This is a genomic window from Rathayibacter sp. AY1D5, from assembly GCF_002932515.1.
Taxonomy (GTDB): domain Bacteria; phylum Actinomycetota; class Actinomycetes; order Actinomycetales; family Microbacteriaceae; genus Rathayibacter.
Map to the genome: position 1 here is coordinate 36,391 of NZ_PSVU01000018.1, position 21,967 is coordinate 58,357.

The window sequence follows — 21,967 nt, forward strand, 5'->3', positions numbered from 1 at the left end:
GTGCGCTCGGGGGGACGCACGAGGGGTACGGAATCAAGACGTGTCGAGGAGCCGGAATGTCACGAATCCCGTCTCGAGCCGTCCCCCATCGGCGGCACTCGCAATCCGGCCAGCGGATTCGGCGGCCCGTTGTCAAGGCTGGTAGTCATGCCGGACGGCGCCCCACACTGAGGGCATCGGCGCGCGGGGACACCGCGCGCGGGACCGCGGAGGAGGCGCTCATCGACGACGACCCCCTCCTGAACGCGTCCGACGCGACCCTCGCCGCGCGCGCCGTCGACGGCGACGTGCAGGCGTTCGAGCAGCTCGCCCGCCGCCACGGCGCCCTCATGCGCGTCTACGCCGCGAAGCTCCTCGGCTCCGAGGCGGAGTCCGAGGATGTCGTGCAGGAGGCGTTCCTCACCGGTTGGCGGCGTCTGGCCGATCTCGACAGCCCGGCGCACATCCGCAACTGGCTGATGCGCATCGTCACCCACAAGGCGATCGACCGGATCCGCGTCCGCCGCCGCCACGACGACATCGACGACTGGGACCCGCCCGCGCCGCCCGAGCACTCCCCCGAGCGCATCGTCGAGGCGCGACTCCAGCTGGACGCGGTCTGGGAAGCGCTGGACCGATTGCCTGCTGATCAGCGACGCTGTTGGCTACTCCGCGAGACCGCCGGCTACAGCTACCAGGAGATCGCCGACGCTCTCGAACTCCCCGTCTCGACGGTCCGCGGCCTCCTCGCCCGGGCCCGTCGATTCCTGCTCCACGAATTGGAGGCATGGCGATGACCGACGACGCCGCCGTGCCCGAGGACGACCTCGACGGCCACACGCTCGAGGAGCTGGGCGAGTACCTCGACCGCGGTCGCGAGCCGCGCGACCCCTCGATCGAGAACTCCGCCGCGTGCCGGCTCGCTCTCGCGAACCTCACCCGCCTCACCGAGCTCTCGGCGCGGGCGCTGCGCCAGGAGGCCGACCGCGAGCCCGACCGCGACGAGGTCTGGATCGCAGGCCTGCTCGACGCGATCCGCTCCGAGGTGCGCTCCGGCCGCGACATCCCCGTCCGCCACCCCGACCCGACCCTCCGCCTGGCGCTCACGGAGGCGGCCGTGCGCGGGATGATCCGCCGCGCCGGCGACACGATGGGCGGCGTCATCATGGGCCGCTGCACCCTCGACGGCGACGTCTCGGCTCCCGGCGCGGTGGTGCGGATCGACGTGACCTGCGCCCTCGAGTTCGGCCTGCCGGTCGCCGTGGCCGCCGACCGCCTGCGCGAGCGCATCCGCTACGCCCTGGAGCGCCACACCGAGCTGACCGTCGGCGCGATCGACGTGACCGTCGACGACGTGTACCCCCACCGGGAGGAGCGGGAATGACCGACGACACCGAGCTCTCGCAGCGGCTGACCGCCGAGATCCGCGACATCGAGGGAGTCGCGGGGGTCTACCCCGCCCAGCCGATCGTCGAGGCCGCGGCCGACGCGCTCGCCGTGAAGCTGGACCTGCGGCAGCCCGACGTGCTGGTCGACATCGACCGGTCGGAGGGGTTCACCACGGTGAGCGCGCACATCGCCGCGTCCGCCGCACTGCCGGCCCCCGAGACGCTCCGCCTGGTGGGCGAGCGGATGCACGCGCTGCTCGCCGCCGACCCGTCGGTCTCGGGGCCGCTCGCCGTGAACGTGAAGGTGCGCCTCATCGAGGACTCGGGGCGCGCCGAGCACTGAGCGCCGCCGCCTCCCTCCCGCGAGAGGCCGCTCGGGTACGCCTCTGCGGCGTGCCGCGTACCGGAGCGGCGTCTCGCGGAAGGGATCAGGGGCAGCCCGGGTCAGCAGGAGACGAGGCGGTCGAAGCGGGACGCGACGCCCGAGCTGTCGCTGAACTTGCGGTTGATGACGCTCATCGTGTTGCAGCCGCTGTCCGGGCCGTTCCTCCAGATGACCTTGACGTTGCTCGCCTGGTCGCAGTGCCACCACACCGTGACCTGCGCGCGACCCAGGGAGTCGCGCTGCGAGCGGACCTCGTAGCAGTTGCCCGGGCCGCCGTTCTGGTAGACGAGCTGCCCGGCGGAGGCGGGGGTCGCGACGGCGACGGCCCCTCCGAGGGCGAGGGCGATCGCGGCGAGCGTGGCCGTGAGACGACGGTGCATGGTGTTCTCCTTCGAACGGGCGATCGGAGGCGACGGCGGCCGCCCCTCTGCCAGCACCCTGGACCCGGCCCGGCCGAGCCCGGTCGTGAGCTTTCGTGCCGGAGATCACCCCGCCTGGAGGGTGGGGGAGAGCGAGTACTCCTTACTAGCGTCGAGGCGCGTGCAGCTGCGCGCCCCTTCGACGCAGAGGACTCGCCATGCCTTCACGACTCCTCGACCGGCCGCGACTCGCCCTCGCCCTCGCGGCCCTGTGCCTCGGAGTGCTGGCGGCGACACCCCCGCAGGCGGTCGCCGCCCTCGCACCGGCGTCCACGACTCCGACCGCCTCGTCCGCCGGCCAGGCCGTCACGGCGGCACCCGCCGACGCCCCGGGCTGGACCACGCTCCTGCGCGACGACTTCACCGGGCCGGCGGGGGCGCCGGTCGGGAGCCAGTGGGAGCACGAGGTCGGCACCTGGGGCACCGGGGCGGTCGACCGGACGACCGCGTCGACGGCGAACGTCTTCCTCACGGGCGGTGGCGCTCTGGGCATCCGCGCCCTCCGCGACTCCGCCGGAGCCTGGACCTCCGGGCGGATCGTCACCGCCGACAAGTCGTTCTCGGCACCGGCGGGCGGCCGACTGCTGATGACCGCCTCGATCCAGCTGCCGGACGTCGCGCAGGCCACCGGCTACTGGCCCGCTTTCTGGGCTCTCGGGCGGGACGCGAACGCCGTCATCGACTGGCCCGCGACCGGCGAGTTCGACATGCTCGAGGCCGTCAACGGCACCGCCCAGGTGATCCAGACGCTGCACTGCGGAGCGCCGGACGGCGGCCCCTGCGACGAGCCCGCCGGCCGGACGAGCGGGATGCTGGACTGCGCGTCCTGCGTGACGGGGTTCCACCGCTACTCCGCCCTGCTCGACCGGACCGTGCCCGGCGACGAGCGCGTGGAGTTCCTCGTCGACGGCGTCACCCGGTACGTGGTGCGGGAGTCGGAGGTGGGGACGGCCGCGTGGCAGGCCGCGGTCCCGAACGACGTGCTGCTGATCCTGAACCTCGCCATCGGGGGCGGGCTGCCGAACGGCGTGTGCGGGTGCGACAGCGCGGCCGCTCCGAAGAGCTCCGGCGGGACGATGCTCGTCGACCACGTCGCGGTCTACCGGTCCGACGCGGCGCCGGCTCCGGTCGTCGTCGGGACCGCCGCGGTGGGCGCGACCCTGTCCTCCTCCGCCGGCCGGACGGGACCGCTCGTGCATCGCTGGGCGGCGGGAGGCGTCGACATCGCGGGTGTGACGGGTCCGGATCTCGTGGTCCCCTCCTCCGCGGTCGGCAAGCGGGTGACTGTGACAGTGAGCGCCGCCGACGGCTCCGGCCCGACGACCTCGCAGCCGACCGCACCGGTCGCCGCCGGCACCCTCGGCGCCGCGACGCCGACCGTCACGGGCACGGCCCGGGTCGGAGCGGTGCTCACGGCAGCCCCGGGTCCGTGGACGCCGACCCCCGTCAACCTCACCTACCGGTGGAAGGCGGACGGCGCGGCCATCGCGGGAGCGACGTCGCCGCGGTTCACGCTCACGAAGGCTCAGGCGGGGAAGCGGATCACGCTGACCGTCACCGGGACGAAGACCGGGTACACCACCGCGAGCCGGACCTCCGCGGCGACGGCGGTCGTGGGACGGTGACGGGCGCGGGCTGTCCCCCGCCCGCCACCGTGTCTCAGACCTCGCGCTTGCGGCGAGGAGCGATGCGCAGGACGGCGGTCCCCGCAGCGATGAGGGCGAAGGCCGCGAGGGCGAGCCAGACCGAGTCGAACCCGGTCATGGCGAGCGTTCCGGCACCGACTCCGGCTCCGGCGGCTGTTCCGATGTGGTTGTACATGTCTCTCTCTCTGTTTCACCAGTCGCGCCGACGGCGTGTCAGCGCATCCAGGTAGGCCTTGGTGTGGACGACCTGCAGGAACAGGTCGACGACGAGCTCGTACATCGACGCGGCGGCGAGCATGTACCGCCAGCCGCGGTCGCGGACCGTCACGATCCGCTCGACGACGAAGATCGCGCTGACGGCCAGCCAGAACGGCTGGAGGCTCAGCTCGCCCCAGCCGACCGCGTAGACGATCGTGGCCAGGTAGACGTAGGTGATGATGCAGCCGAGCATCGTGAGCAGCTGGCGCCCCCAGTAGGGAGCCGTGACCCGCGTGAAGCCGTACTGCACGCAGTTCTCGACCGCTCCGCGCTTCCAGCGCAGGCGCTGACGCCAGAGGTCTCCCCAGGTCGGCATGACCTCGGTGACGAGGGTGCAGCCGGCGGGGCTCAGCACGTCGTAGCCGAGGTGGCGGATCGCGAACGTGAGCTCGTTGTCCTCGGTGAGGACGGTGGTGTCGTAGATGCCGCCGATGCCGTCTCCGGAGGGGAGGGAGCCGGCCAGGCGGGCCGCGCTGATGCGGCGCATCACGGCGACCTGGAGCACGGCCGCGGTGCCCGTGACGACGAGGCACTTCCCGTTCAGCCGGCGCACGTCGCGGGCGTAGCGCGCGTACTCGTTGCGCTGGAGGTGGCCGACGAAGCCGCCGCCCTCGCCGCCGCGGAACACTCCTCCGACCGCGCCGATGCCGCCGTGCAGCCTGCCGCGGGCGATCTCGAGGAACCCGGGGTCGAGCGCGGAGTCGGCGTCCTGCACGAGCACCAGGTCGTCGTCCTGCAGCCCCGGGAGGACCTCGGCGAGGAACTGGTTGAGGCCGCCCGCCTTCTTGTGGCTGTTCCCGACGGTGACGAACACCTCGGCGCCGTGCGCGAGAGCGATCTCGACCGTGGCGTCGGTGCAGTTGTCGGCGATGACGACGATCCGGTCCGGCGGCCAGGTCTGCCGGCGCAGGCCCTCGATCGCCGCGGCGATCCCGGCCTCCTCGTTGTGGGCGGGGAGGGCGGCGACCAGGTCGCCGATGCGCGACGAGGCGCGGCGGCCGCTGCGGGGGCGCGTGCCGGCGATCGGGGTGGATGCCGGAGGGAGTCGGTCGGCGTCGACGGAGGGGAGCGCGGTGCGCTCGAGGACCGCAGTGGGGGCCGGCGGACGCTCGAGCAGCGCGGTCGGGGCGGCCGAGCGCTCCAGGAGCGCGGTCGGGGCGGCCGAGCGCTCCAGGAGCGCGGTCGGGGCGGCCTTACGCTCCGGGACGGCGGTAGCGGCGGACGAACGCTCGACCACGGCGGTCGGCGCGGCCGGACGCTCGTTCATCGCGACCCGACGCTCCAGCACCGCGGTCGGGGCGGCTGGGATCGTCACCGCTCCAGCGGGGACCGTCACCGCTCCGGCAGGCGTCGCGGACGCGAGGCGGCGCGGTGCGGAGACCCGTTCGCGCCCGGAGCGGGCGGCACGGCGTCCCGAGAGCGGGCGCGAGGCCGTCTCGTCGTGCGCCTCCCAGGTCGCCCGGCGACGGGGAGCCGTCGGCTCGTCCGCGCCGTGGCCGGGCTGTGTCGTCATGACTGTTCCTCTCCGCGGCCGGGGGCCGATGTGCGCCCGCGCGGAACGGAGGTCGTCGCCGGGGTGGGCGCGACCCGAGTGAGGAACGGCGTCCGACGGGGGGATCGGAGCAGGGCCTGACAGAGGACAGCATCGGGGGGTGCTGCGATCAACCTAGGGGCACGGAGATGATGGAAGCAAGTGAATTTTGTCACCCTAAAGGGGCCATGCAAGGTCCTTGCGGCTCCGTCGTCTTCGTCGTAGCAGGTCAGTCGGCTCGCCGAGCCTCCTCCACACCCGGCGCACCCCTCTCCGCTCGGCCCCGCGGCGGGCCGTTCGGGGGTCGGCGGCGCTCTTGTGCGTCGAGCCGCCGGGGTCCACCATCGAGCGACGGCCCCCGCCCGGGGCGGCCGCACCCGACGGGTCAGGGGCGCCATGCGGTCGCGAGGTCTGCTCTTCTGCCTGATCCCGCCGATCCTCTGGGGCGGCATGCTCCCGGTCGCGGACAGCATCGCGGCGACGGTCGACTCCTTCTTCATGACCCTCATCCGCTACACCGCCGCCGCGGTCGTCCTGGCCGCGCTGCTCGCCCGGGCAGAGGGGCTCCGCGCCTTCCGGCTCGACGGCCGCGGGTGGCGGCTGGCGCTGCTCGGCGCCTCCGGATTCGCCGGCTTCGGCCTGCTCGCCTTCACGGCCCTGCGGTTCACCTCGGCCCCGAACGTCAGCCTGATGATGGGGATGATGCCCGCGATCGGCGCAGTGCTCGCGAGCATCGGCGCGCGTCGCCTGCCGCCGGCCGCCACCGTCGGCTGCATCCTGCTCGCGCTCGCCGGAGTCGCACTCGTCGTCACCCGCGGCGACGTCGCCCTCCTCCTCGACGGCGAGCTGGGGTTCGGCGAGCTGCTCGCCCTGCTCGGCGCGATCTGCTGGGTCGTCTACACGCGCGGAGCCGCGGCGTTCCCCGGCTGGTCGGCGCTGCGGTACTCGACGCTCACCACCGCGCTCGGCTGCCCCTCGATCGCCGTCGCGGTCGCCGTGGCGACGGCCACCGGCTCCGCGCACCCGCCGACCGGAGCCGAGGTGCTCGCGGCCTGGCCGCAGCTGGCCTACCTGATCCTCCTGGCCGGCGTCGTCGCCGTGCTGCTGTGGAACGCCGGCATCAAGCTGCTCGGCGCCCTCAACGGCACGCTCTTCCAGAACCTCGTCCCGGTCACGACCTTCGCGATCAGCATGGCGGGCGGCTACCGACCGGGGCCCGTCGCCCTGCTCGGCGCGGCCATCGTCGTGACGGCGCTGCTGCTCAACAACTGGGCGACGCGGCGCGCGGCCGCGGTCGCCGCGCGTCCCGCGGCGGTGCCGGCTCCGGTGCGCTGAGCGCACCGCGGGAGCCTCCCGCTCGGGGCGGTCACTGGTCGGAGTTGCCGGCCCAGCGGACGGAGCCCTGCGCCTCCTCCTTGCTGATCGGGGACACTGTGCGGCAGTGCGAGCACTCGAGCAGGTAGCGGGTCGAGACGGTCAGGACGGGGACGAAGAAGAGCGAGAGGCGCGTCCGGCGGCGGAGGATCCGCTGCTCGTCGCGCTGCCCGCAGACGCGGCAGACGAAGACGAGCGTCCGGAGGAGGTCCTCGACGGCTCGGGTCCCGAAGATGAGGAGCATGCGTCCGAGCGTAGGGAGCAGGGCGCGCTCGACGGAGGGGGTTGCCGGGGCGCCGTCGCCGCGTAGCGCCGGGCGCAGACGACCACGGCGAGCGCCGTCTCGAGCAGGTCGCCTCCGTAGAACAGCAGGAGCGCCGCCTGGCGTCCGGTCTCGTCCGGCGCCTCCGCGTAGAGCACGGTCGCGATCAGCGCGTGCGTGGCGATGCCCGCTCCGAGCACGCCCAGGCGCAGGCCGAACGGGGCGCGGTGCGGGTTCGGATCGACTCCGGCGAGCGCCGCCGTCAGCAGGCAGCCGCTGAGCAGGAAGTGCAGGCCGAGTGCGAGGTGCAGCAGCGGGTCGGCGTGCGCGGCGGCGAGCAGCCCGGTCGCGTGCACGAGCCAGAGGGAGCCCGTCGAGAGCAGGAGCGCCGTCATCGGGTGGGCGAGGAGACGGGCCGGGCGGCTCCGGAGCAGCCGCGAGAGCCGTCGGACCGCGGTGACGTCGAGCGCGCGCAGGGCCAGGGTGACGGGGGCCGAGAGCACCAGGAGGAGCGGCGCGAGCATCCCGAGGACCAGGTGCGTCAGCATCGCCCCGCGCGGATCCGCGTGCGACCACTCCGCGAGCGGACCCGTGAAGCAGAGCGCCGCGGTCACGAGCCCGCCGAGGAGCAGGGCGGTCCGGTGCAGCGGCCACGGCCGTCCGCGCCGCCGCTCGAGGGCCGCGGCGCCCCCTCCGAGCGCCGCCACCGCGGCCAGCGGGACCAGGAGCAGCAGGCCCGGGTCGAGCAGGGAGTGGTCGGCGTGCGGGGTCACGCCGTCGCGCGCCGTCGCCGAGGCAGGAGGAGGAGCCCCGCCGCGAGCAGCACCGCTCCCGAGGCGATCCAGGCGGAGTCGTAGAGCAGCAGGTCGACGTCGTAGCGGACCTGGTGCACCCGGAGCAGCTTGTGGTCGACGACTCCGTCCCACAGCTGGAACAGCCCCGCCCCCGTGAGCCCCGCGGCCCACGCCGTGCGCGGACGCAGAGCGGATCGGCGCCGGGCGTCGGCGAGCAGGAAGCCGCCGCCGACGAGCGCGAGGATCTCGGCCGCGTGCAGCAGCCCGTCCGAGAGCAGGCCGATCGCCGGAGTGGAGCGGTCGTAGAAGTGGTGCCAGGCGAGGATCTGGTGGAAGACGATCTCGTCGACGGCCGCCATGAGGCCGACTCCGATCAGGAGGCCGCCCTGGAACGCCCGGTCGCCGCGGAGTCCCCGACGCCGCATCCGGTCCCCTCCCGATCGAGTGCCGGGGCCCCGGGATCCCGAGACCCCCGCGCCTCCTCCCGAGGCCCCGCCACCAGGGAAGCGGACGCCCGGATCGCGGCCTAGAGGGTTGACTCCTCGCGCCCGCGCCGGTCGTGCTGCCCCTCCGCTACGGGCTGGGCCGACGAGGCGCAACCCCGCGCGAGGGGCGCTCCCGTTCGGGAGAGTGGAGGCATGCAGCAGCTGACCTACGCCTCCAAGAGCTTCGTGACGACCGACGCCGTGACCGAGGCCCTCCTCGACCTGGTGACCGCGATCGACCGCCAGGAGCACTCCGAGGCGGTCACGGTCCCGGCGTTCACCGAGGACGGCGAGCTCATCGAGGCGAAGATGACGCTCGACGCGAGCAGCGAGCTCGTCGCCGTCCCCGTCGAGGTCTCCATCAAGGACGAGGAGTCGACCACCGGCGCCGTCGAGGCCGCCGTCGAGGACATCCGCTCCCGCATCAAGAGCAACCGCGCCACGATCGCGCGCCCCGTGATCGACGAGGACCCGGAGCCCTACAACTACGAGGAGTTCTGAGCCGCGCCTGCGGGCCTTCACGCCTCCGCACTGAGGTGCCCGGATCTGCTCACGACACGCCGGAGCGGCCAGCCGATCCGGCACCTCAGCGGCCGTCCCTCAGAGCGCGGACGCAGCCCAGCGCGGGTCGAGGGCGTAGTCCGCGAGGCGCTTCTCGAGCGCGGCGCGCACCTGACCGGGAGCGTCGTCGCCCACGAGCAGACGGAACCGGGCGTCGCTCCGATCAGCGACGTGCGCGAGGATCTCCGCCGCCACCTCGGCCGGAGGCGTGCCTCCCTGCGGACCGTCGGTCGGCCAGGGGACCTCGGCCGCTCCGAAGAGCTCCCGCCGCAGGTCGTCGTACTCCGGCATCGGCGCCGCGAACCGCATGCTGCCGCCGGCCCAGTCGGTGGCGATCTCCCCGGGCTGCACGAGCGTCACGCGGACGCCGAAGGGGGCGACCTCTGCGGCCATCGCCTCCGTCCAGCCCTCGAGGCCCCACTTCGCCGCGTTGTAGACCCCGAGCGTCGGCATCGTCCCCACCGCGCCGACGGTCGAGATCTGCACGATGTGTCCGGACCCCTGCCGCCGCATCACAGGCAGCGCGGCCCGGCAGAGCCAGAGCGGACCGAGCAGGTCGACGTCCAGCAGCTCCCTCACCTCGTCCTCGCCCACCTCCTCCGCCGTGCCGATGAGCCCGTAGCCCGCGTTGTCGACGAGGACGTCGAGGCGCCCCTCGATCGCCGTGGCCGCGTCGACGGCGCCGGCGGCTGCGGAGGAGTCCGCGACGTCGAGCCGGTGGACCTGCAGCCGCTCGTGCTCGGGCAGGGAGTGCGCGCCCCGGACCGCGGCCAGGACGCAGTGGCCCTCGGCGAGCGCCGCGAGGACGAGCGCACGCCCCAGCCCGCGGGAGGCTCCGGTGATCAGCCAGGTCTGTCGAGTGGTCATGCCTGCACGCTACTCCGAACAAGACGCTCCGTCTCGTTTCGCAGTAGGATCGGAGAATGGCCACCAGCAGGACACGGCAGCGCGTGCACGCCGCCGTGCTCGACCTCGTCGGGACCGAGGGGCTTCCGCGCCTGACGATGGAGGGCGTCGCCGCCCGCGCCGGAGTCGGGAAGCAGACCCTCTACCGCAGCTGGCCCTCCACCGGTGCGATCCTCTTCGACGCACTCCTCGCGCGGAGCCTGACTCCTGACGGGGCCGTCGCCGTCCCGGACTCCGGAGATCTGCGCGCCGACCTGCTCCTCCTGGTCACCGGCACTGCCGCCGAGCTGAGCGACCCAGTGGCCGAGCCGCTCCTGCGCGCGGTGACCGCTGCGATCCAGACCGACACCGAGCTCGCCGCGCAGTACCGCACCCTGCTGCTCGAGCCCCAGCTGAGCGCGATCGCCGCGCGTCTCGCGAGTGGAGGAGCGGCCGACCCCTCCGGCGCGGCGGAGCTCCTGCTCGGCCCGATCCTCCACCGATGGCTCCTGCGGAGCGGCCCCTTCACCGGCACGTGGGTCGAGCGGCACGTCGACCGGGTCCTGCGAGCGCTCCGCGCCTGACGCGTCCCCACCGACCGGCTGGCCTGCCGGGGCCGCATTCCAGCTGCGCCTCTTGACCGGCGGCGCAGCAGGGAGTCGGATGAGGGCGTGCGCGCGCTGGTCCCCGTCTCCGATCCGTGGTCCGTCGACGGGAGCGGGCGGACGGACGACGGGCCGGTCGATGACCTCTCGGTCCGCGCTGAGCGGGACGGCCGCTCGTACTCGGTCCGCACGCTGCGGCTGACCGGTGTCCGCCTCGGGCCGCGCGGCTCGGTGCACGGAGTGGTCACCGACCCGGTCGCGACGGCCGCGCTGGCGATCGGCTCGCTCCTCCTCTCGGCCATCCCCGCCGGCCTGCCCGGGGACCGGACGCGAGCGGCGATGGTGGCGGCGGAGGCGCGGGCCCAGGAGCTGGCCGCCGACCGGCCCGCGTGGGACGTGAGCGCCCTCCCCCTCGACGGGATCGACTACGCCCTGTTCACCCGGACTCTGCCCGAGGGCGCCGTCGCGCACGCCGACCTCGGCTGGGCCGTCGTCGCGCTGTGGAGCACAGGCCCGCTCCCCCGGGGCCCCTTCCACCTGCTCGAGATCCCCGACGACCCCGTCCCGCGCTGAGTCGCCCGGATCGGCTCGCGACACACCGCAGCGGGGAGCCGATCCGCGTGACTCAGCGAACGGGTCAGCGCACTCGGCCCGGGTTCAGGCGCCCGCGACCGTGGAGCCGCGCACCAGCAGCTCGGTCGGCAGCAGCGTCACGCGCTGCACCTCCTCGCCGGCCAGGAGGCGCACCAGCACGTCCGCCATCGCCTCGCCGAGGCCCGTGGAGGGCTGGCGCACCGTGGTGAGGCGCGGCTCGCTCGCCTCGGCGAAGTAGTCGCCGTCGAATCCCGCGAGCGCGATGTCGCCCGGCACCGTGAGGCCGCGCTCGCGCAGCGCCGTCAGGGCGCCCGACGCCATCTGGTCGTTGGAGGCGAAGACCGCGTCGATCGGCCGGCCGGAGTCGAGCAGGCGGCGCATCGCGGTCGCGCCGTCCTCGGGCGAGTAGTCGCCGTACTCGACGAGCGAGTCGTCGAGGCCCGCGGCGGTGACGGCCGAGCGCCAGCCGGACAGGCGGTCGATCGCGGCGGGCATGTCCTGGCGGCTCGCGATCATCGCGGGGGCCGTGCGGCCGAGGCCCAGGAGGTGCTCGGTGACCGTGCGCGCCGCTCCGGTGTTGTCGACGTCGACGAAGTAGCTGCCGCCCTCCTCCGTCAGCGGCCGCCCGCCGAAGACCACGGGGAGCGAGGCGCCGAGCTGCGCGTAGGAGTGGTCGCCGCTGTGGTGCGAGACGACGAGCGCGCCGTCGACGTTGCCGCCGAGCAGGTAGCGCCGCGTCTTCTCGGGCGCCGCCTCCGACGCGATCACGATGGTGAGCGTGTACTCGGTGCCGGCGAAGGCCATCGCGGCGCCCTGCACGACCGAGGCGAGGAACGGATCCGCGAACACCTTCGCCGCCGACTCCGGCACCACGAGCGCGACGGTCTGCGTGCGGCGGCTGGCGAGGGAGCGCGCGGCGCGGTTGGGCACGTAGCCGAGCTGCTCGATCGCGGCGAGCACGGCCGTCCGGGCGCCGTCCTTCACGCGCGGGGAGTCGTTGACGACCCGGCTGACCGTGGCGCGGGAGACTCCGGCCAGCGCGGCGACGGCTTCGAGGGTCGGGGCGGCCGAGGCGGTGTCGTGGGTCATGCAGGCCTTCCTCGCGGGTGCCTCCGAGGCTAGCCGAGCGCCGGAGGAGCGGGCTCGTGCGGGGCGTCCGCGGCGTGAAGGGGCGCGGATCGCGGCCATTCGGGGGTGATGCGGGGCGGCGGACCGGGCCGGCGGAGCGAGTCCGCGGCGTGCGAGGGCTCGGATAGCGACCGTCCGGGGTGACGCCGGGCGGTCGGGGGCGCCGCCTCGGCGATGGCCGACACGACCGGCGCGCAGCGATCGATCGCCCGCCACCGGCAGCAGGCCGCCCCCGTGACGGTCAGCGCCCGCGGCTAAAGCGCGCGAGGAGGCTCCGGAGCCGCTCGGCCTGCCGGTCGGTGAAGTCGTTCGACAGCCGGAACGCCTCGTTCGTCGGGTCCGCCCCGTTCGCGACATCGCGGATGGCGCGCAGCGCCTGCTCCGACGGCGTCGGCCCGTCCCCCGGACGCGGCTCCGACGGCCCGCTCGAGGGGTCCTCGTCGCGCCGGTCCTTCGGCTCCATGTCGCCTCCTCCGCGCCAGCCTAGGTGGCGGCAGGTCGGGCCAGGAGGCCCGAACGGGGCGTGATCGGCGGAATCCTGCGCGGCAGTGGTCGGGATGCTCCGAGCACGACGACCGGCCGGGTCGAGAACCCGCCGACCGCTCAGTCCACGGCCCGATCCCTCCCCGCAGCTCCCGACCCCCGGACCCGGAGCACCACGGCCCCGGGCCCGAGGCCCCCGTCCCGCGGTCCGATGTCCCCCGACCCGGTCCCGCGGGAGTCTCCGGGCCTCAGCCCTTCACCGCTCCGCTCATGATGCCCGCGATGAGCTGGCGTCCGGCGAGCAGGAACAGCACCAGCAGCGGGATCACCGAGAGCACGGCGCCGGCCAGCACGATCGAGTAGTCGACGTAGTAGCCCGACTGCAGCTGCGCGAGCGCCGTCTGCAGGGTCGGATTCGTGGGGCTGAGGACGATCAGCGGCCAGAGGAAGTCGGTCCACGCCATCATGAACGTGAAGAGCCCGAGGATCGCCATCGCCGGTCGTGCCGCCGGGACGGCGACGGTGAGGAACGTCCGGAACTGGTTCGCTCCGTCCACGCGCGCCGCCTCGATCAGCTCGTCCGGGATCACGTCGACCAGGTACTGCCGCATGAAGAACACGCCGAACGCGGTGACCAGCGTCGGCACGATCACGGCGCCGAGCGAGCCCGTCCAGCCGAGCTGCCGCATCAGGATGAACAGCGGGATGATGCCCAGCTGCGTCGGGATCGCCATGGTCGCGACCACTCCGATCATCAGGCCGTCGCGCCCGCGGAACCGCAGCTTCGCGAAGGCGTAGCCGGCGAGCGTCGAGAACGACACGACCGACAGCGTGATGATCCCCGAGACGATGACGCTGTTCAGCAGCGCCGTCCAGAACGGGATCGCCGTCAGCACCTGCGAGGCGTTGGCGAGGAAGTTGCCGCCGGGGACGAGCGGCAGGGTCTCGCTGCGGGTCGCGTTCGAGCCGCTCGCCACGACGAACGACCACCACAGCGGATAGGTCGAGCCGAGGATGAAGGCGCTCAGCAGCCCGTACGTGAGGAAGCCGGGCCGGTCGACGCGGCCGGCGCGGGAGGCGCGGACGCGGCGCACCGGGAAGGCGGCGGAGGTGGTCATCGCTCGCTCTCGTTCTGGCCGAGGCCGGTGGTGGTGAGCAGGGGGTCCGCGGCGGCGATCTCGTCGGCGGTCGCGGGGCGGGCGGAGCGCCGCTTCGAGCGCTGCGAGATCCGGTTCTCGACGGAGGCGATCCGCCGCGAGATCGCGAAGTTCAGCAGGCCGATCAGCACGATCAGGAGGAACAGCAGCCACGCGATCGCGGCCGCCTCACCGAAGTTCTGGCGGAAGAACGCCATCTCCCAGAGGTAGAGGACGGTGGTCTGGAACTGCCGGTCCGAGCCGCCGATGCCGCCCGCGTTCGACACGTCGAACAGGCGCGGCTCCGCGAAGATCTGCAGGCCGCCGATGGTGGCGGTGATGATCACGAAGATCAGGGTCGGCCGGATGCTGGGGATCGTGATCGAGCGGAAGCGGCGGAACGCGTTCGCTCCGTCGATCGCGGCCGACTCGTGCAGCTCGCGCGGCACGGCCTGCATGGCGGCGAGGAGGATGAGGGCGTTGTAGCCGGTCCAGCGCCAGTTGACCATCGTCGCGATCGCGACGTGGCTGGCGAGGCGGTCGTTCGTCCACTCGATCGGGCTGATGCCCACCAGGCCGATCAGGTTGTTGATCAGGCCCTCCTGGTCGCTGAACACGCTCGAGAAGATCAGCGCGACCGCGACCGGCGAGACGATGTACGGCAGCAGGACGCTCATCCGCCAGAAGGTGCTGGCCCGCAGCGCCTGGTCGAGGGCGGCTGCGAGCAGCAGCGCGACGGCGAGCTGCGGGATCGTGGAGAGCAGGAAGATGCTCAGCGTGTTGACGATCGAGTTCCAGAAGAAGCGGTCGCCGAGCACGGCCGCGAAGTTCGCGAACCCGACGAAGTCGCCCTGGCCCTGCAGCAGCTGCCAGTCGTAGAGCGACACGACGAGCGTGTAAACCAGCGGGAACGCTCCGGTGAGCGCGAAGAGCAGGAAGAACGGCGAGATGTAGAGGTAGGGCGAGGCCTTCACGTCGAAGCGGCTCGCGCGCTGGCGGAAGGTCAGCGGGAGTCGGGGCGCCGGGCGCCGCTTCCCCGCGGGGGGCGTCGCCGTGGTCGGCGGGGTGAGTGTGCTCGTCATGGCGCTCTCTTCGAGGTCGAGTCGGAGTCGGAGGGGATGCGGCGGGGCCGGAGTCTCTCGTGCGGCGGGGCCGGCCGGGAGGAGTCGCGGGCAGCGGGGCCGGAGAGGCCTCGGCCGGCGGGCGGCAGCGTTTCTCCCGGCGGCGAGGTGGCCCGGGATGCGGACGGCCCGGCCGCACGGGGACCGGGAGGTCCGGTGGCGACCGGACCTCCCGGATCGGGTGGGCGTCGGCCCGGAGGCGTCAGCCCCCGGGCGTCGGCCCGGAGGCGTCAGCCCCCGGGCGTCGGCCCGAAAGGATCAGTCGACGAGCTCACCGAGGAGCTGGAGCGCCTCGTTCCAGCCCTCCTTGCCGTCGATCTCGCCGCGGTCGACCTTCTGCAGGACCGGTCCGAAGACGTTCTCCTGGATCAGCGAGTCGTCCGGGCCCTTGTACTGGGCGACGACGCCCTCGGCGCGCTGCGCGAGGATCGCGCCGGTCGGGGAGTCGTTCATGCCGGGGTCGGGAGCGGCCGCCGAGGCGAGCTCCTTCTGCGCGTCGAGGGTGCTCGGGAACGGTCCGGCCGCCTCGAACGCCTTCAGCTGCTGCTCCGGCTCACTGAGCCACGACGCCAGCGCGGCGGCCTCGGCGGGGTGCTTCGACTGGGTCGGAACCGAGAGGAACGAGCCGCCCCAGTTGGCGGGGCCGCCGGGGAAGACGTCGGCGAAGTCCCAGCCGGTGGCCTCGGCCTTCCCGCCGCCGGCCTCGACGTTGCTCTTCAGCGTGCCGAACATCCAGCCCGGGCAGACGAAGGTGGCGAAGGTCTGGTCGGTGAACGACTTGCCCTTGTTCCAGTCCCACGCCTTCTGCGCGGCCGAGAGGCCGGAGGCGGTGGCGTCGGTCAGCTGGCCCCAGCGCTCCTCGAGCTCCGGGTTGCCCTCGACGTTCAGCTCGCCGTCGGAGGTGTAGTACCCCTCGGGCAGCTGGTTGACCATGGCGTTCCAGACGAATCCGGAGTGGTCGAACCAGGCCTTGCCGGTCGCGTCGTGGTACTTCTGGCCGGCGGCGAAGTAGTCGTCCCAGGTCGCGTCCGGTCCGCCGAGCATCTCGGCGACTGCGGCGCGGTCGGTGGGCATGCCCGCTGCCTCGAAGGCGGCGGTGTTGTAGCAGAGGCCCTCGGGTCCGATGTCGGTGCCGTAGCCGATGACGCGTCCCTCGGGGTCGGTCGCCTGCTCGTACTTCCAGTCGACCCAGTCGGCCTTGCGGTCCTCGATGCCGTGGTCGCGCAGGTCGACGAACTGGTCCGAGACCTCCATGACGGAGCCGAGCCAGCCCTCCTCGATGGCGACGACGTCGGCGAGTCCGGACCCGGCGGCGAGCTTGGTGAACGCGTCGGTCCGCGCGTTGCCGCCGGTGTCGATGTTGTTCGGGACGATGGTGATCCCCGGGTTGGCGTCCTCGTACTCGCCGTAGAGCTCGTCGAAGCCCATGGCGTTGAACGTGGTGACGGTCAGCTCGATCTCGCCGCCCTCGGAGGCGTCGGATCCCGACGAGCATCCGGTGACGATCAGGGCGAGGGCCGAGGCGCCGGCGATCGCCGCGGCGATCCTGGTGCGTCGTGAATAGGGCACGGTCACTCCTTCGTGATGGTGGTGGGGCACCCCTGGGAGCGCTCTCACGCGTGCTGTTCCGCGTATGTGAGAGCGCTCTCACGAGGTGTGCGGCGAGCTTACGCACGCCCCCGCGGAGAGGTCAAGCGTTTTCGAGAGAGCGCTCTCATCGATTTGATGGTCCGCGCCCAGCCGCGCGCCTCCCCGCCGCCCTCGCCCCACGAGAACGCAGAAGTCGCGGTACTCGAACGCGAGTACCGCGACTTCCATGGACTCACCGCCCCCTGCCGATCGAGTAGCGGCTACTCGACCAGCAGGCCGACCTCAGCCCACCAGCACCGCGAAGCCCTGCGCGGGCAGCTGCACGGAGACGGCTCCGGACGGCGACGTCTCGCTCACGAGCGCGCCGTCCTGCGAGTAGACGCGCAGGGTGCCGGAGCCGCCCGAGACGCCGATCGCCGTGGTGCGCACCCCGTCGGTGGAGTTGCGGATCAGTTCGGTGCGGCCGCCCTCTCCTCCGACCACGAGGCGCGTCACCAGCGGGCGCACCAGCAGCGCGTCGAGGCGCGTCTCGCCGCTCAGCGGGCGGACCTCGACGCTCGACGAGCCGGCCGGCACGGTGCGGCGGAGCTTCTCCGGGAGCAGCGCGCCCGACGCCTCCGTCACCCCCTGCGACCCGACGGTCGAGCGGAGCAGGTCGAGCGGGCGCTTGCCGGACGTCCAGACGCTCAGCGGCGTGCGCTCCGTGCCGCGCTGCGGCTGGTCGATGACGGCCTCCACCACGCGGTCCTGCGTGGACGAGCCGATCGGGATCGACACCGCGCGGCGCGGGTCGGTCAGCGAGAGGTACGAGCCGCTCCAGCCGGCCTCCCCAGTCCAGGACGACTCGGGCGTCACGACGGTGCCGCTGCGCGCGCTCTCGGCCTCGACCAGCGTCAGCCCGTCGCGCGAGCGCTCGGTGGCGACAGAGCGGGCACGGTCGGCGACGTCCGGGTGTGCGTCGAGCGCCAGCATCGCCAGCAAACCGTGGATGGTGCTCTCGGCGCCGCTATTGCGGTTGACGGTGCCGTCGGCCTGGACTCCGTCGAAGACGACTCCGGTGGCCGGGTCGTACACCGGAGCGCGGCTGCGGTTCAGGCCGAAGAACCAGGCGCCCTGCACGCCCGCGAGGTCGGTGAAGGCGCTGGAGCCGGTGGCGTCGGCCAGGGCGAGCGAGTTCTGCAGGCGGGAGTCGGCTCCGTACGCGATCTGCACGCGGTCGGTCGGAGTGGGGTTCCAGCCGTTGTCGGGGCCGCCGGCGGTGAGCAGCTCCGGGGCGAAGCGGGCGCCGTCGACGAGCGCGGGCTCGAGGAGGGAGGAGTCGTCGAGCGCCGCGGACGACGCCGCCAGGCCGCCGGCCATCTGCGACGACCAGGAGTGCCAGAGCGTGCGCGACTTCGTCCACGGCAGGATCGCGCCGTACGGCCAGGCGGTGGTGTCCGCCTCCGTGGTCGTGGTGCGGGCGTAGGCGGCGACGCCCTCGGCGAGCTCGGCCGTGCTCGTGCGCACCGCGGAGTCGTCGGGAGCGGCCTCGAGGTAGGCGGACAGGCCGAGCAGCGCCTCCGAGGTGGCGTCCGCCCCGTCGACGATCAGCCAGGCCGGTACCTGGACGCCGTCGGCCTGCGCGTACTCGCCGTAGCGTGTGAGCACCTCGCGGTCGACCGCGGCGACGCCGAGGCGCAGCCGCTCCTGCAGGAAGGCGGCGAACTCCGGATCCGTGTCGCGGAACGCCGCGTAGCCCTCGCCGAGCGCCCAGAGGGTGCGGGCGAGCCAGTAGCTGTCCTCGGAGTCGCTGGGATCCGGCAGCTCGACCGGCTCGGCGCTCGCGTTCAGCTCCCCGTCGGTCTGCATCCAGAGCACCACGTTCCCGGCGTCGTCACCCTCGGTGGTCTGGAAGTAGGCGAGGGCGCGGAGCGTCTCGAAGGCCTTCTCGCGACTCTCGGTCGATCCGGTCTGCTGCCAGTGGCGGAGGTAGACGACCGCGGCACGCGAGATGTCGTCGGTGTTGAACGCGCCCTGCTCGTAGTCGCCGGTGGCCGGATCGAGGCGGCCACCGCCGACGCGCTCGAAGGTGCCGCCGTCGCGGGCGTCGGCGTAGGTCCACGGCATCACCAGGGTCGGCTCCTCGTCGAGCCGGTAGGTGGTGTGGCCGGGCTCGGGCACCGGAGTGGCGGTGTCGAGGAGGAAGTCGAGGTGCGCCGTGTTCGTCAGCGGCTCGGCCGCCTGCGCGGGGGTCGCGCCGAGGGCGAGGCCCCCGACGGTGAGGGCGGCGGCGGCCAGGACGGCCGCCGATCTGGTGAGCGTGTTCGTCATCGAACTCTCCTTGGGTGGGGTGCGGGGGCGGATCTCGATCGGCCCGCGATGCGGGCTGCTCGATCAGCGGGAGGCGCCGGTGGACTCGATCAGCGGAGTCAGCCGTCCGTGCGGACGAGGCGGGCCGCGCCGATCTTCGAGTCGGCCATGCCGTAGAAGACGTAGTGCTGCCCGTCGATCTCCTCGATCGCCGTCGGGAAGACGACGTTCGGGACGATCCCGCTGCGCTCCTCCTCCGTCTCGGCCTCGAGCAGCGGCTCGGCGGTGTGCGCGATCACCCGCGACGGGTCGTCGCCGTCGAGGAGGATCGCTCCGGCCGAGTAGTTCACGTGCTGCTGCTGCGCGAAGGCGCTGTCGATCACTCCGGTCACCCCGTGGTGGATGAGCAGCCACCCCTCGGGCACGCGCAGCGGCGCGGGGCCGCCGCCGACCTTGAGCTCCTCGAACGGGAACTCCGGGCCCGCGAGGAACCGGTGCCGCGTCCAGCGCGTGAGGCTCGCCAGGTCGCGGTCGACCTCGTCCACCGGCACGTAGCTGATCCAGATGCTCTGCCGCGGGTCCTCGATCCCGGCCGGGAGGCGCACGCCCTCGCCCGGCCGCGTCTCGCCGAGGTCCCACATCGGCCGGTGCAGCACGGCGAACGAGCGCGTGCCGTCCGGTGCTTCGACGATCTCGGGGAAGAACACGCAGTCCTTGTTGTGGAACAGGCCCAGGTCGATGTCGAGCGCGTCGTCGTAGGCGAAGGTCACCGGGCCCAGGCGCCGCCAGTCGCGGAGGTCCTCGGACACGGCGAGCGCCGTCCGGGGCCCGAGCGGCCCGTAGGCGACGTAGGTCATCACGTGCAGGCCGAGCGCCTCGATGAAGGTGATCCGCGGATCCTCCACGCCGGCGTTGTGCGCGCCGCGCTCGAAGCCGCGGTCGGGCGCGAGCACGACGCCCTCGCGCTCGACTCCGACGGGCACGCCGCCCTCGACGATCACGCGGGCGAGCCCCACGCGGGAGACGTTGCCGGCGGCGACCATCCGGGGCAGGAGGTACAGCTCGCCGTCGGGTCCGCGGCCGCTGCCGGGGTTGAGCACCCCCTCGGCTTCGAGGGCGTCGCCCGGGGCGGGCTCCATCACGACGCCGACGCGCTCGAGACGGTAGGGGACAGTGGTGAGGGTGGGAGACATGGTCAGCCTTTCACTCCGGATCCGAGATCGGTCGAGACGAAGTAGCGCTGGAACACGATGAACAGCACCACGACGGGGGCGGCGAGCACGACGGCTCCCGCGAGGATCGCCCCGAACGGGTTGTCGGTCGACGACGCCACGTTCGAGATGTAGTTGGCCAGGGACACGGCGAGCGGCTGCAGCGACGCGTCCTTGGTGATGAGGAACGGCCAGAGGAACTCGTTCCAGGGGCCGATGAAGGTCAGCAGCACGGCGGTCACCAGCGCGGGCCGCACCAGCGGGAGCGCGATGGTCCACAGCAGCTTCAGCTCGCCGGCACCGTCGATCCGGGCCGCCTCGAACAGCTCCTTGGGGAGCTGCAGGAAGTACTGCCGGAAGATGATCACCGCCGTCGAGTTGATGGCGAACGGCAGGATCATCCCGAGGTGGCTGTCCGCGAGGCCGTAGTCGCGCGCGATCAGCACGTAGAGCGGGATCTGCAGCAGCTGGAACGGGATGACCTGCACCAGCAGGGCGAGCGCGAACACCGCGTTGCGCCCCCGCCACTGCAGCATCGCGAGCGCGTATCCGGCGAGGACGCCGAAGAACACCGTGCACAGCAGGACGCCGCCGGTGAAGATCCCGGAGTTGACCAGTCCGGTGAGCAGGCTGATCCGCTCGTTCACGTTGACGTAGTTGTCGAGCGTGAGGTTGCCCGGCTCCGGGATCGCGCCCGCCAGCGTCGGGTCCGGATCCGTCTGCAGGGAGCCGACGATCATGTAGTAGAAGGGGAAGAGGAAGACGATCGCGCCGATCGCGAGCACGACGCCTCGCAGGATCACGGCTCCGCGGCTGGAGCCGACGGGACGCCTCCGCGGCGACTTCTCGGGGGCGACGGCGGCGGGCACGGCCGAGGCGGCGCCTCCGGCACTGGACAGGGTGCTCATGAGTTCCTCTCCCCCGCGAAGCGGTTCTGCAGATAGGCGATGACCAGCACCAGCAGCACCAGGACCACGCCGATGGCCGAGGCCACGTCGGGCTGCCCCTGCTGGATCCCGAGCTGGTACATCAGCAGCACGGGCGAGGCGGACGCGCCGTTGGGGCCGCCTCCGCCGGTGAGGAGGTAGGGCTCGGTGAAGAGGTTCGCCCCGGTGACGGTCGACACCAGCAGCACCAGGAGGGTCGCCGGCCGCACGCTCGGCACGGTCACCGACCAGAACTGGCGGATGCGTCCGGCGCCGTCGGTCGAGGCCGACTCGTAGAGCTCCTTCGGCACGTTCTGGAGCGCCGCCAGGTACAGCAGGATGTAGAACCCGAGCTGCTTCCAGGTGACGTAGAGAGCGATGATCGGCATTGCGAGCTGCTCGTTGATCAGCCACGACGGGTTCGGCGCGAGCGGCCCGAGGAGGCTGTTGACCAGCCCGTTCCCGTTGAAGAGGAACAGCCAGACGCCGACGACCGCGACGCTCGCCGTGACGTAGGGCACGTAGAAGCTGACGCGGAGGAACGTCCGCAGGTGCACGACCTTGTCGAGCGCCGCGGCGAGAAGGAGCGAGAGCACCACCGTCAGCGGCACGTTGATCACCAGGAAGATCCCGATGTTGCCGAAGGAGCGGATGACCTGCGGGCTCGAGAACGCCGCGACGAAGTTGTCGAGGCCGACGAAGGGCCGCTCCACCTGCACGCCGGGAGCTGCGAAGAAGAAGTCGTGGAACGCGATCCAGACCGAGTAGACGACCGGGAACGCGAAGACCGCGAGCACGAAGAGGAGGTAGGGGCTGCCGAACAGCAGCCCGAGGGGCTGGGGCCCGAGGACGCGGTGCACCAGGCTCCGCTTCCCCGGTGCCCCGGCCGGCGCGGGCCGGCGGGTGAGGGTGGTCAC

General features: G+C 72.9%; 24 protein-coding genes. 8 read left to right on the forward strand and 16 right to left on the reverse strand.

The window, feature by feature from the left end; all coding sequences use genetic code 11:
- The first annotated feature begins 56 nt into the window (after nt 1-56).
- The 3 genes from C5C82_RS07475 to C5C82_RS07485 are packed head-to-tail and all read left to right on the forward strand — an operon-like array spanning nt 57 to nt 1,710.
- Nucleotides 57-776 (forward strand): RNA polymerase sigma factor, encoded by a 720-nt coding sequence (locus tag C5C82_RS07475; protein ID WP_104354871.1) that lies wholly within the window; start codon nt 57-59, stop codon nt 774-776.
- The gene (locus C5C82_RS07480; RefSeq protein ID WP_146076902.1) at nt 773-1,363 is read left to right on the forward strand and encodes an Asp23/Gls24 family envelope stress response protein; all 591 of its coding nucleotides are present in this window, start codon (nt 773-775) and stop codon (nt 1,361-1,363) included. The genes C5C82_RS07475 and C5C82_RS07480 overlap by 4 nt, the downstream gene beginning before the upstream one ends.
- On the forward strand, nt 1,360-1,710 hold the full coding sequence (locus tag C5C82_RS07485) for a hypothetical protein (protein WP_104223972.1): 351 nt from the start codon (nt 1,360-1,362) through the stop codon (nt 1,708-1,710). The genes C5C82_RS07480 and C5C82_RS07485 overlap by 4 nt, the downstream gene beginning before the upstream one ends.
- A gap of 101 nt (nt 1,711-1,811) precedes the next feature.
- On the opposite strand, the gene C5C82_RS07490 is transcribed toward C5C82_RS07485, so the two are convergent.
- Nucleotides 1,812-2,132 carry a hypothetical protein gene (locus tag C5C82_RS07490; RefSeq protein WP_104309183.1) on the reverse strand — a complete coding sequence of 107 codons (321 nt, stop codon included), beginning with the start codon at nt 2,130-2,132 and terminating at the stop codon, nt 1,812-1,814.
- 197 nt (nt 2,133-2,329) lie between these two features.
- On the opposite strand from C5C82_RS07490, the gene C5C82_RS07495 reads away from it, so the two are divergent.
- Nucleotides 2,330-3,796, forward strand: coding sequence for a family 16 glycosylhydrolase (locus C5C82_RS07495; protein ID WP_104354872.1), 1,467 nt, complete (start codon nt 2,330-2,332; stop codon nt 3,794-3,796).
- Between the two features lie 34 nt (nt 3,797-3,830).
- On the opposite strand, the gene C5C82_RS17480 is transcribed toward C5C82_RS07495, so the two are convergent.
- Together C5C82_RS17480 and C5C82_RS07500 are read right to left on the reverse strand one after the other, a co-directional pair.
- Nucleotides 3,831-3,992, reverse strand: a complete 162-nt coding sequence (locus C5C82_RS17480; protein ID WP_167305255.1) for a hypothetical protein — start codon at nt 3,990-3,992, stop codon at nt 3,831-3,833.
- A 15-nt stretch (nt 3,993-4,007) separates the two neighbouring features.
- Complete coding sequence (locus C5C82_RS07500) at nt 4,008-5,588, reverse strand: glycosyltransferase family 2 protein (RefSeq protein ID WP_258066018.1); 1,581 nt, start codon at nt 5,586-5,588, stop codon at nt 4,008-4,010.
- A gap of 414 nt (nt 5,589-6,002) precedes the next feature.
- Between C5C82_RS07500 and C5C82_RS07505 the strand changes: the two genes are divergently transcribed.
- Nucleotides 6,003-6,941: a DMT family transporter gene (locus C5C82_RS07505; protein WP_104232937.1), complete on the forward strand. Its 939-nt coding sequence runs from the start codon at nt 6,003-6,005 to the stop codon at nt 6,939-6,941.
- Between the two features lie 31 nt (nt 6,942-6,972).
- Here the strand turns inward: C5C82_RS07505 and C5C82_RS18240 are convergent, their stop codons facing one another.
- From C5C82_RS18240 to C5C82_RS07520, 3 genes are read right to left on the reverse strand one after another with little or no spacing between them, the layout of a single operon-like run.
- A complete protein-coding gene (locus C5C82_RS18240; RefSeq protein ID WP_374953052.1) occupies nt 6,973-7,131 on the reverse strand; it encodes a hypothetical protein in 159 nt (52 codons plus the stop codon).
- Nucleotides 7,083-8,015 (reverse strand): cytochrome c oxidase assembly protein, encoded by a 933-nt coding sequence (locus tag C5C82_RS07515; protein ID WP_181134416.1) that lies wholly within the window; start codon nt 8,013-8,015, stop codon nt 7,083-7,085. The genes C5C82_RS18240 and C5C82_RS07515 overlap by 49 nt, the downstream gene beginning before the upstream one ends.
- Nucleotides 8,012-8,461, reverse strand: a complete 450-nt coding sequence (locus tag C5C82_RS07520; RefSeq protein ID WP_104268776.1) for a DUF2243 domain-containing protein — start codon at nt 8,459-8,461, stop codon at nt 8,012-8,014. The genes C5C82_RS07515 and C5C82_RS07520 overlap by 4 nt, the downstream gene beginning before the upstream one ends.
- A 213-nt stretch (nt 8,462-8,674) precedes the next feature.
- Here C5C82_RS07520 and C5C82_RS07525 point away from each other — a divergent pair, with 213 nt between their 5' ends.
- On the forward strand, nt 8,675-9,022 hold the full coding sequence (locus C5C82_RS07525) for a hypothetical protein (protein ID WP_104223965.1): 348 nt from the start codon (nt 8,675-8,677) through the stop codon (nt 9,020-9,022).
- Nucleotides 9,023-9,121: 99 nt separating this feature from the next.
- On the opposite strand, the gene C5C82_RS07530 is transcribed toward C5C82_RS07525, so the two are convergent.
- Nucleotides 9,122-9,949, reverse strand: a complete 828-nt coding sequence (locus C5C82_RS07530) for an SDR family NAD(P)-dependent oxidoreductase (RefSeq protein ID WP_258059797.1) — start codon at nt 9,947-9,949, stop codon at nt 9,122-9,124.
- Between the two features lie 56 nt (nt 9,950-10,005).
- Here C5C82_RS07530 and C5C82_RS07535 point away from each other — a divergent pair, with 56 nt between their 5' ends.
- Together C5C82_RS07535 and C5C82_RS07540 are read left to right on the forward strand one after the other, a co-directional pair.
- On the forward strand, nt 10,006-10,551 hold the full coding sequence (locus C5C82_RS07535) for a TetR/AcrR family transcriptional regulator (RefSeq protein ID WP_104232939.1): 546 nt from the start codon (nt 10,006-10,008) through the stop codon (nt 10,549-10,551).
- An 87-nt stretch (nt 10,552-10,638) separates the two neighbouring features.
- Nucleotides 10,639-11,145, forward strand: a complete 507-nt coding sequence (locus C5C82_RS07540) for a hypothetical protein (protein WP_104291900.1) — start codon at nt 10,639-10,641, stop codon at nt 11,143-11,145.
- Nucleotides 11,146-11,229: 84 nt separating this feature from the next.
- On the opposite strand, the gene C5C82_RS07545 is transcribed toward C5C82_RS07540, so the two are convergent.
- The 9 genes from C5C82_RS07545 to C5C82_RS07585 all read right to left on the reverse strand — a co-directional run bounded on the left by C5C82_RS07545 (nt 11,230) and on the right by C5C82_RS07585 (nt 21,967).
- Nucleotides 11,230-12,255, reverse strand: a complete 1,026-nt coding sequence (locus tag C5C82_RS07545) for a LacI family DNA-binding transcriptional regulator (protein WP_104250504.1) — start codon at nt 12,253-12,255, stop codon at nt 11,230-11,232.
- Nucleotides 12,256-12,535: 280 nt separating this feature from the next.
- Nucleotides 12,536-12,757 carry a hypothetical protein gene (locus C5C82_RS07550; protein ID WP_104291901.1) on the reverse strand — a complete coding sequence of 74 codons (222 nt, stop codon included), beginning with the start codon at nt 12,755-12,757 and terminating at the stop codon, nt 12,536-12,538.
- Between the two features lie 268 nt (nt 12,758-13,025).
- Entirely contained in the window at nt 13,026-13,895 is an 870-nt protein-coding gene (locus C5C82_RS07555) for a carbohydrate ABC transporter permease (protein ID WP_104291902.1), read from the reverse strand.
- Nucleotides 13,892-14,995 (reverse strand): carbohydrate ABC transporter permease, encoded by a 1,104-nt coding sequence (locus tag C5C82_RS07560; protein WP_104247219.1) that lies wholly within the window; start codon nt 14,993-14,995, stop codon nt 13,892-13,894. The genes C5C82_RS07555 and C5C82_RS07560 overlap by 4 nt, the downstream gene beginning before the upstream one ends.
- Before the next feature lie 297 nt (nt 14,996-15,292).
- Nucleotides 15,293-16,603 (reverse strand): ABC transporter substrate-binding protein, encoded by a 1,311-nt coding sequence (locus C5C82_RS07565; protein ID WP_104291903.1) that lies wholly within the window; start codon nt 16,601-16,603, stop codon nt 15,293-15,295.
- A gap of 303 nt (nt 16,604-16,906) precedes the next feature.
- Entirely contained in the window at nt 16,907-18,934 is a 2,028-nt protein-coding gene (locus tag C5C82_RS07570) for a hypothetical protein (RefSeq protein ID WP_104354874.1), read from the reverse strand.
- A 98-nt stretch (nt 18,935-19,032) separates the two neighbouring features.
- Complete coding sequence (locus C5C82_RS07575) at nt 19,033-20,106, reverse strand: glycosidase (protein WP_104354875.1); 1,074 nt, start codon at nt 20,104-20,106, stop codon at nt 19,033-19,035.
- A 2-nt stretch (nt 20,107-20,108) separates the two neighbouring features.
- Nucleotides 20,109-21,032, reverse strand: a complete 924-nt coding sequence (locus C5C82_RS07580) for a carbohydrate ABC transporter permease (RefSeq protein WP_104238931.1) — start codon at nt 21,030-21,032, stop codon at nt 20,109-20,111.
- A complete protein-coding gene (locus C5C82_RS07585; protein WP_104291906.1) occupies nt 21,029-21,967 on the reverse strand; it encodes a carbohydrate ABC transporter permease in 939 nt (312 codons plus the stop codon). The genes C5C82_RS07580 and C5C82_RS07585 overlap by 4 nt, the downstream gene beginning before the upstream one ends.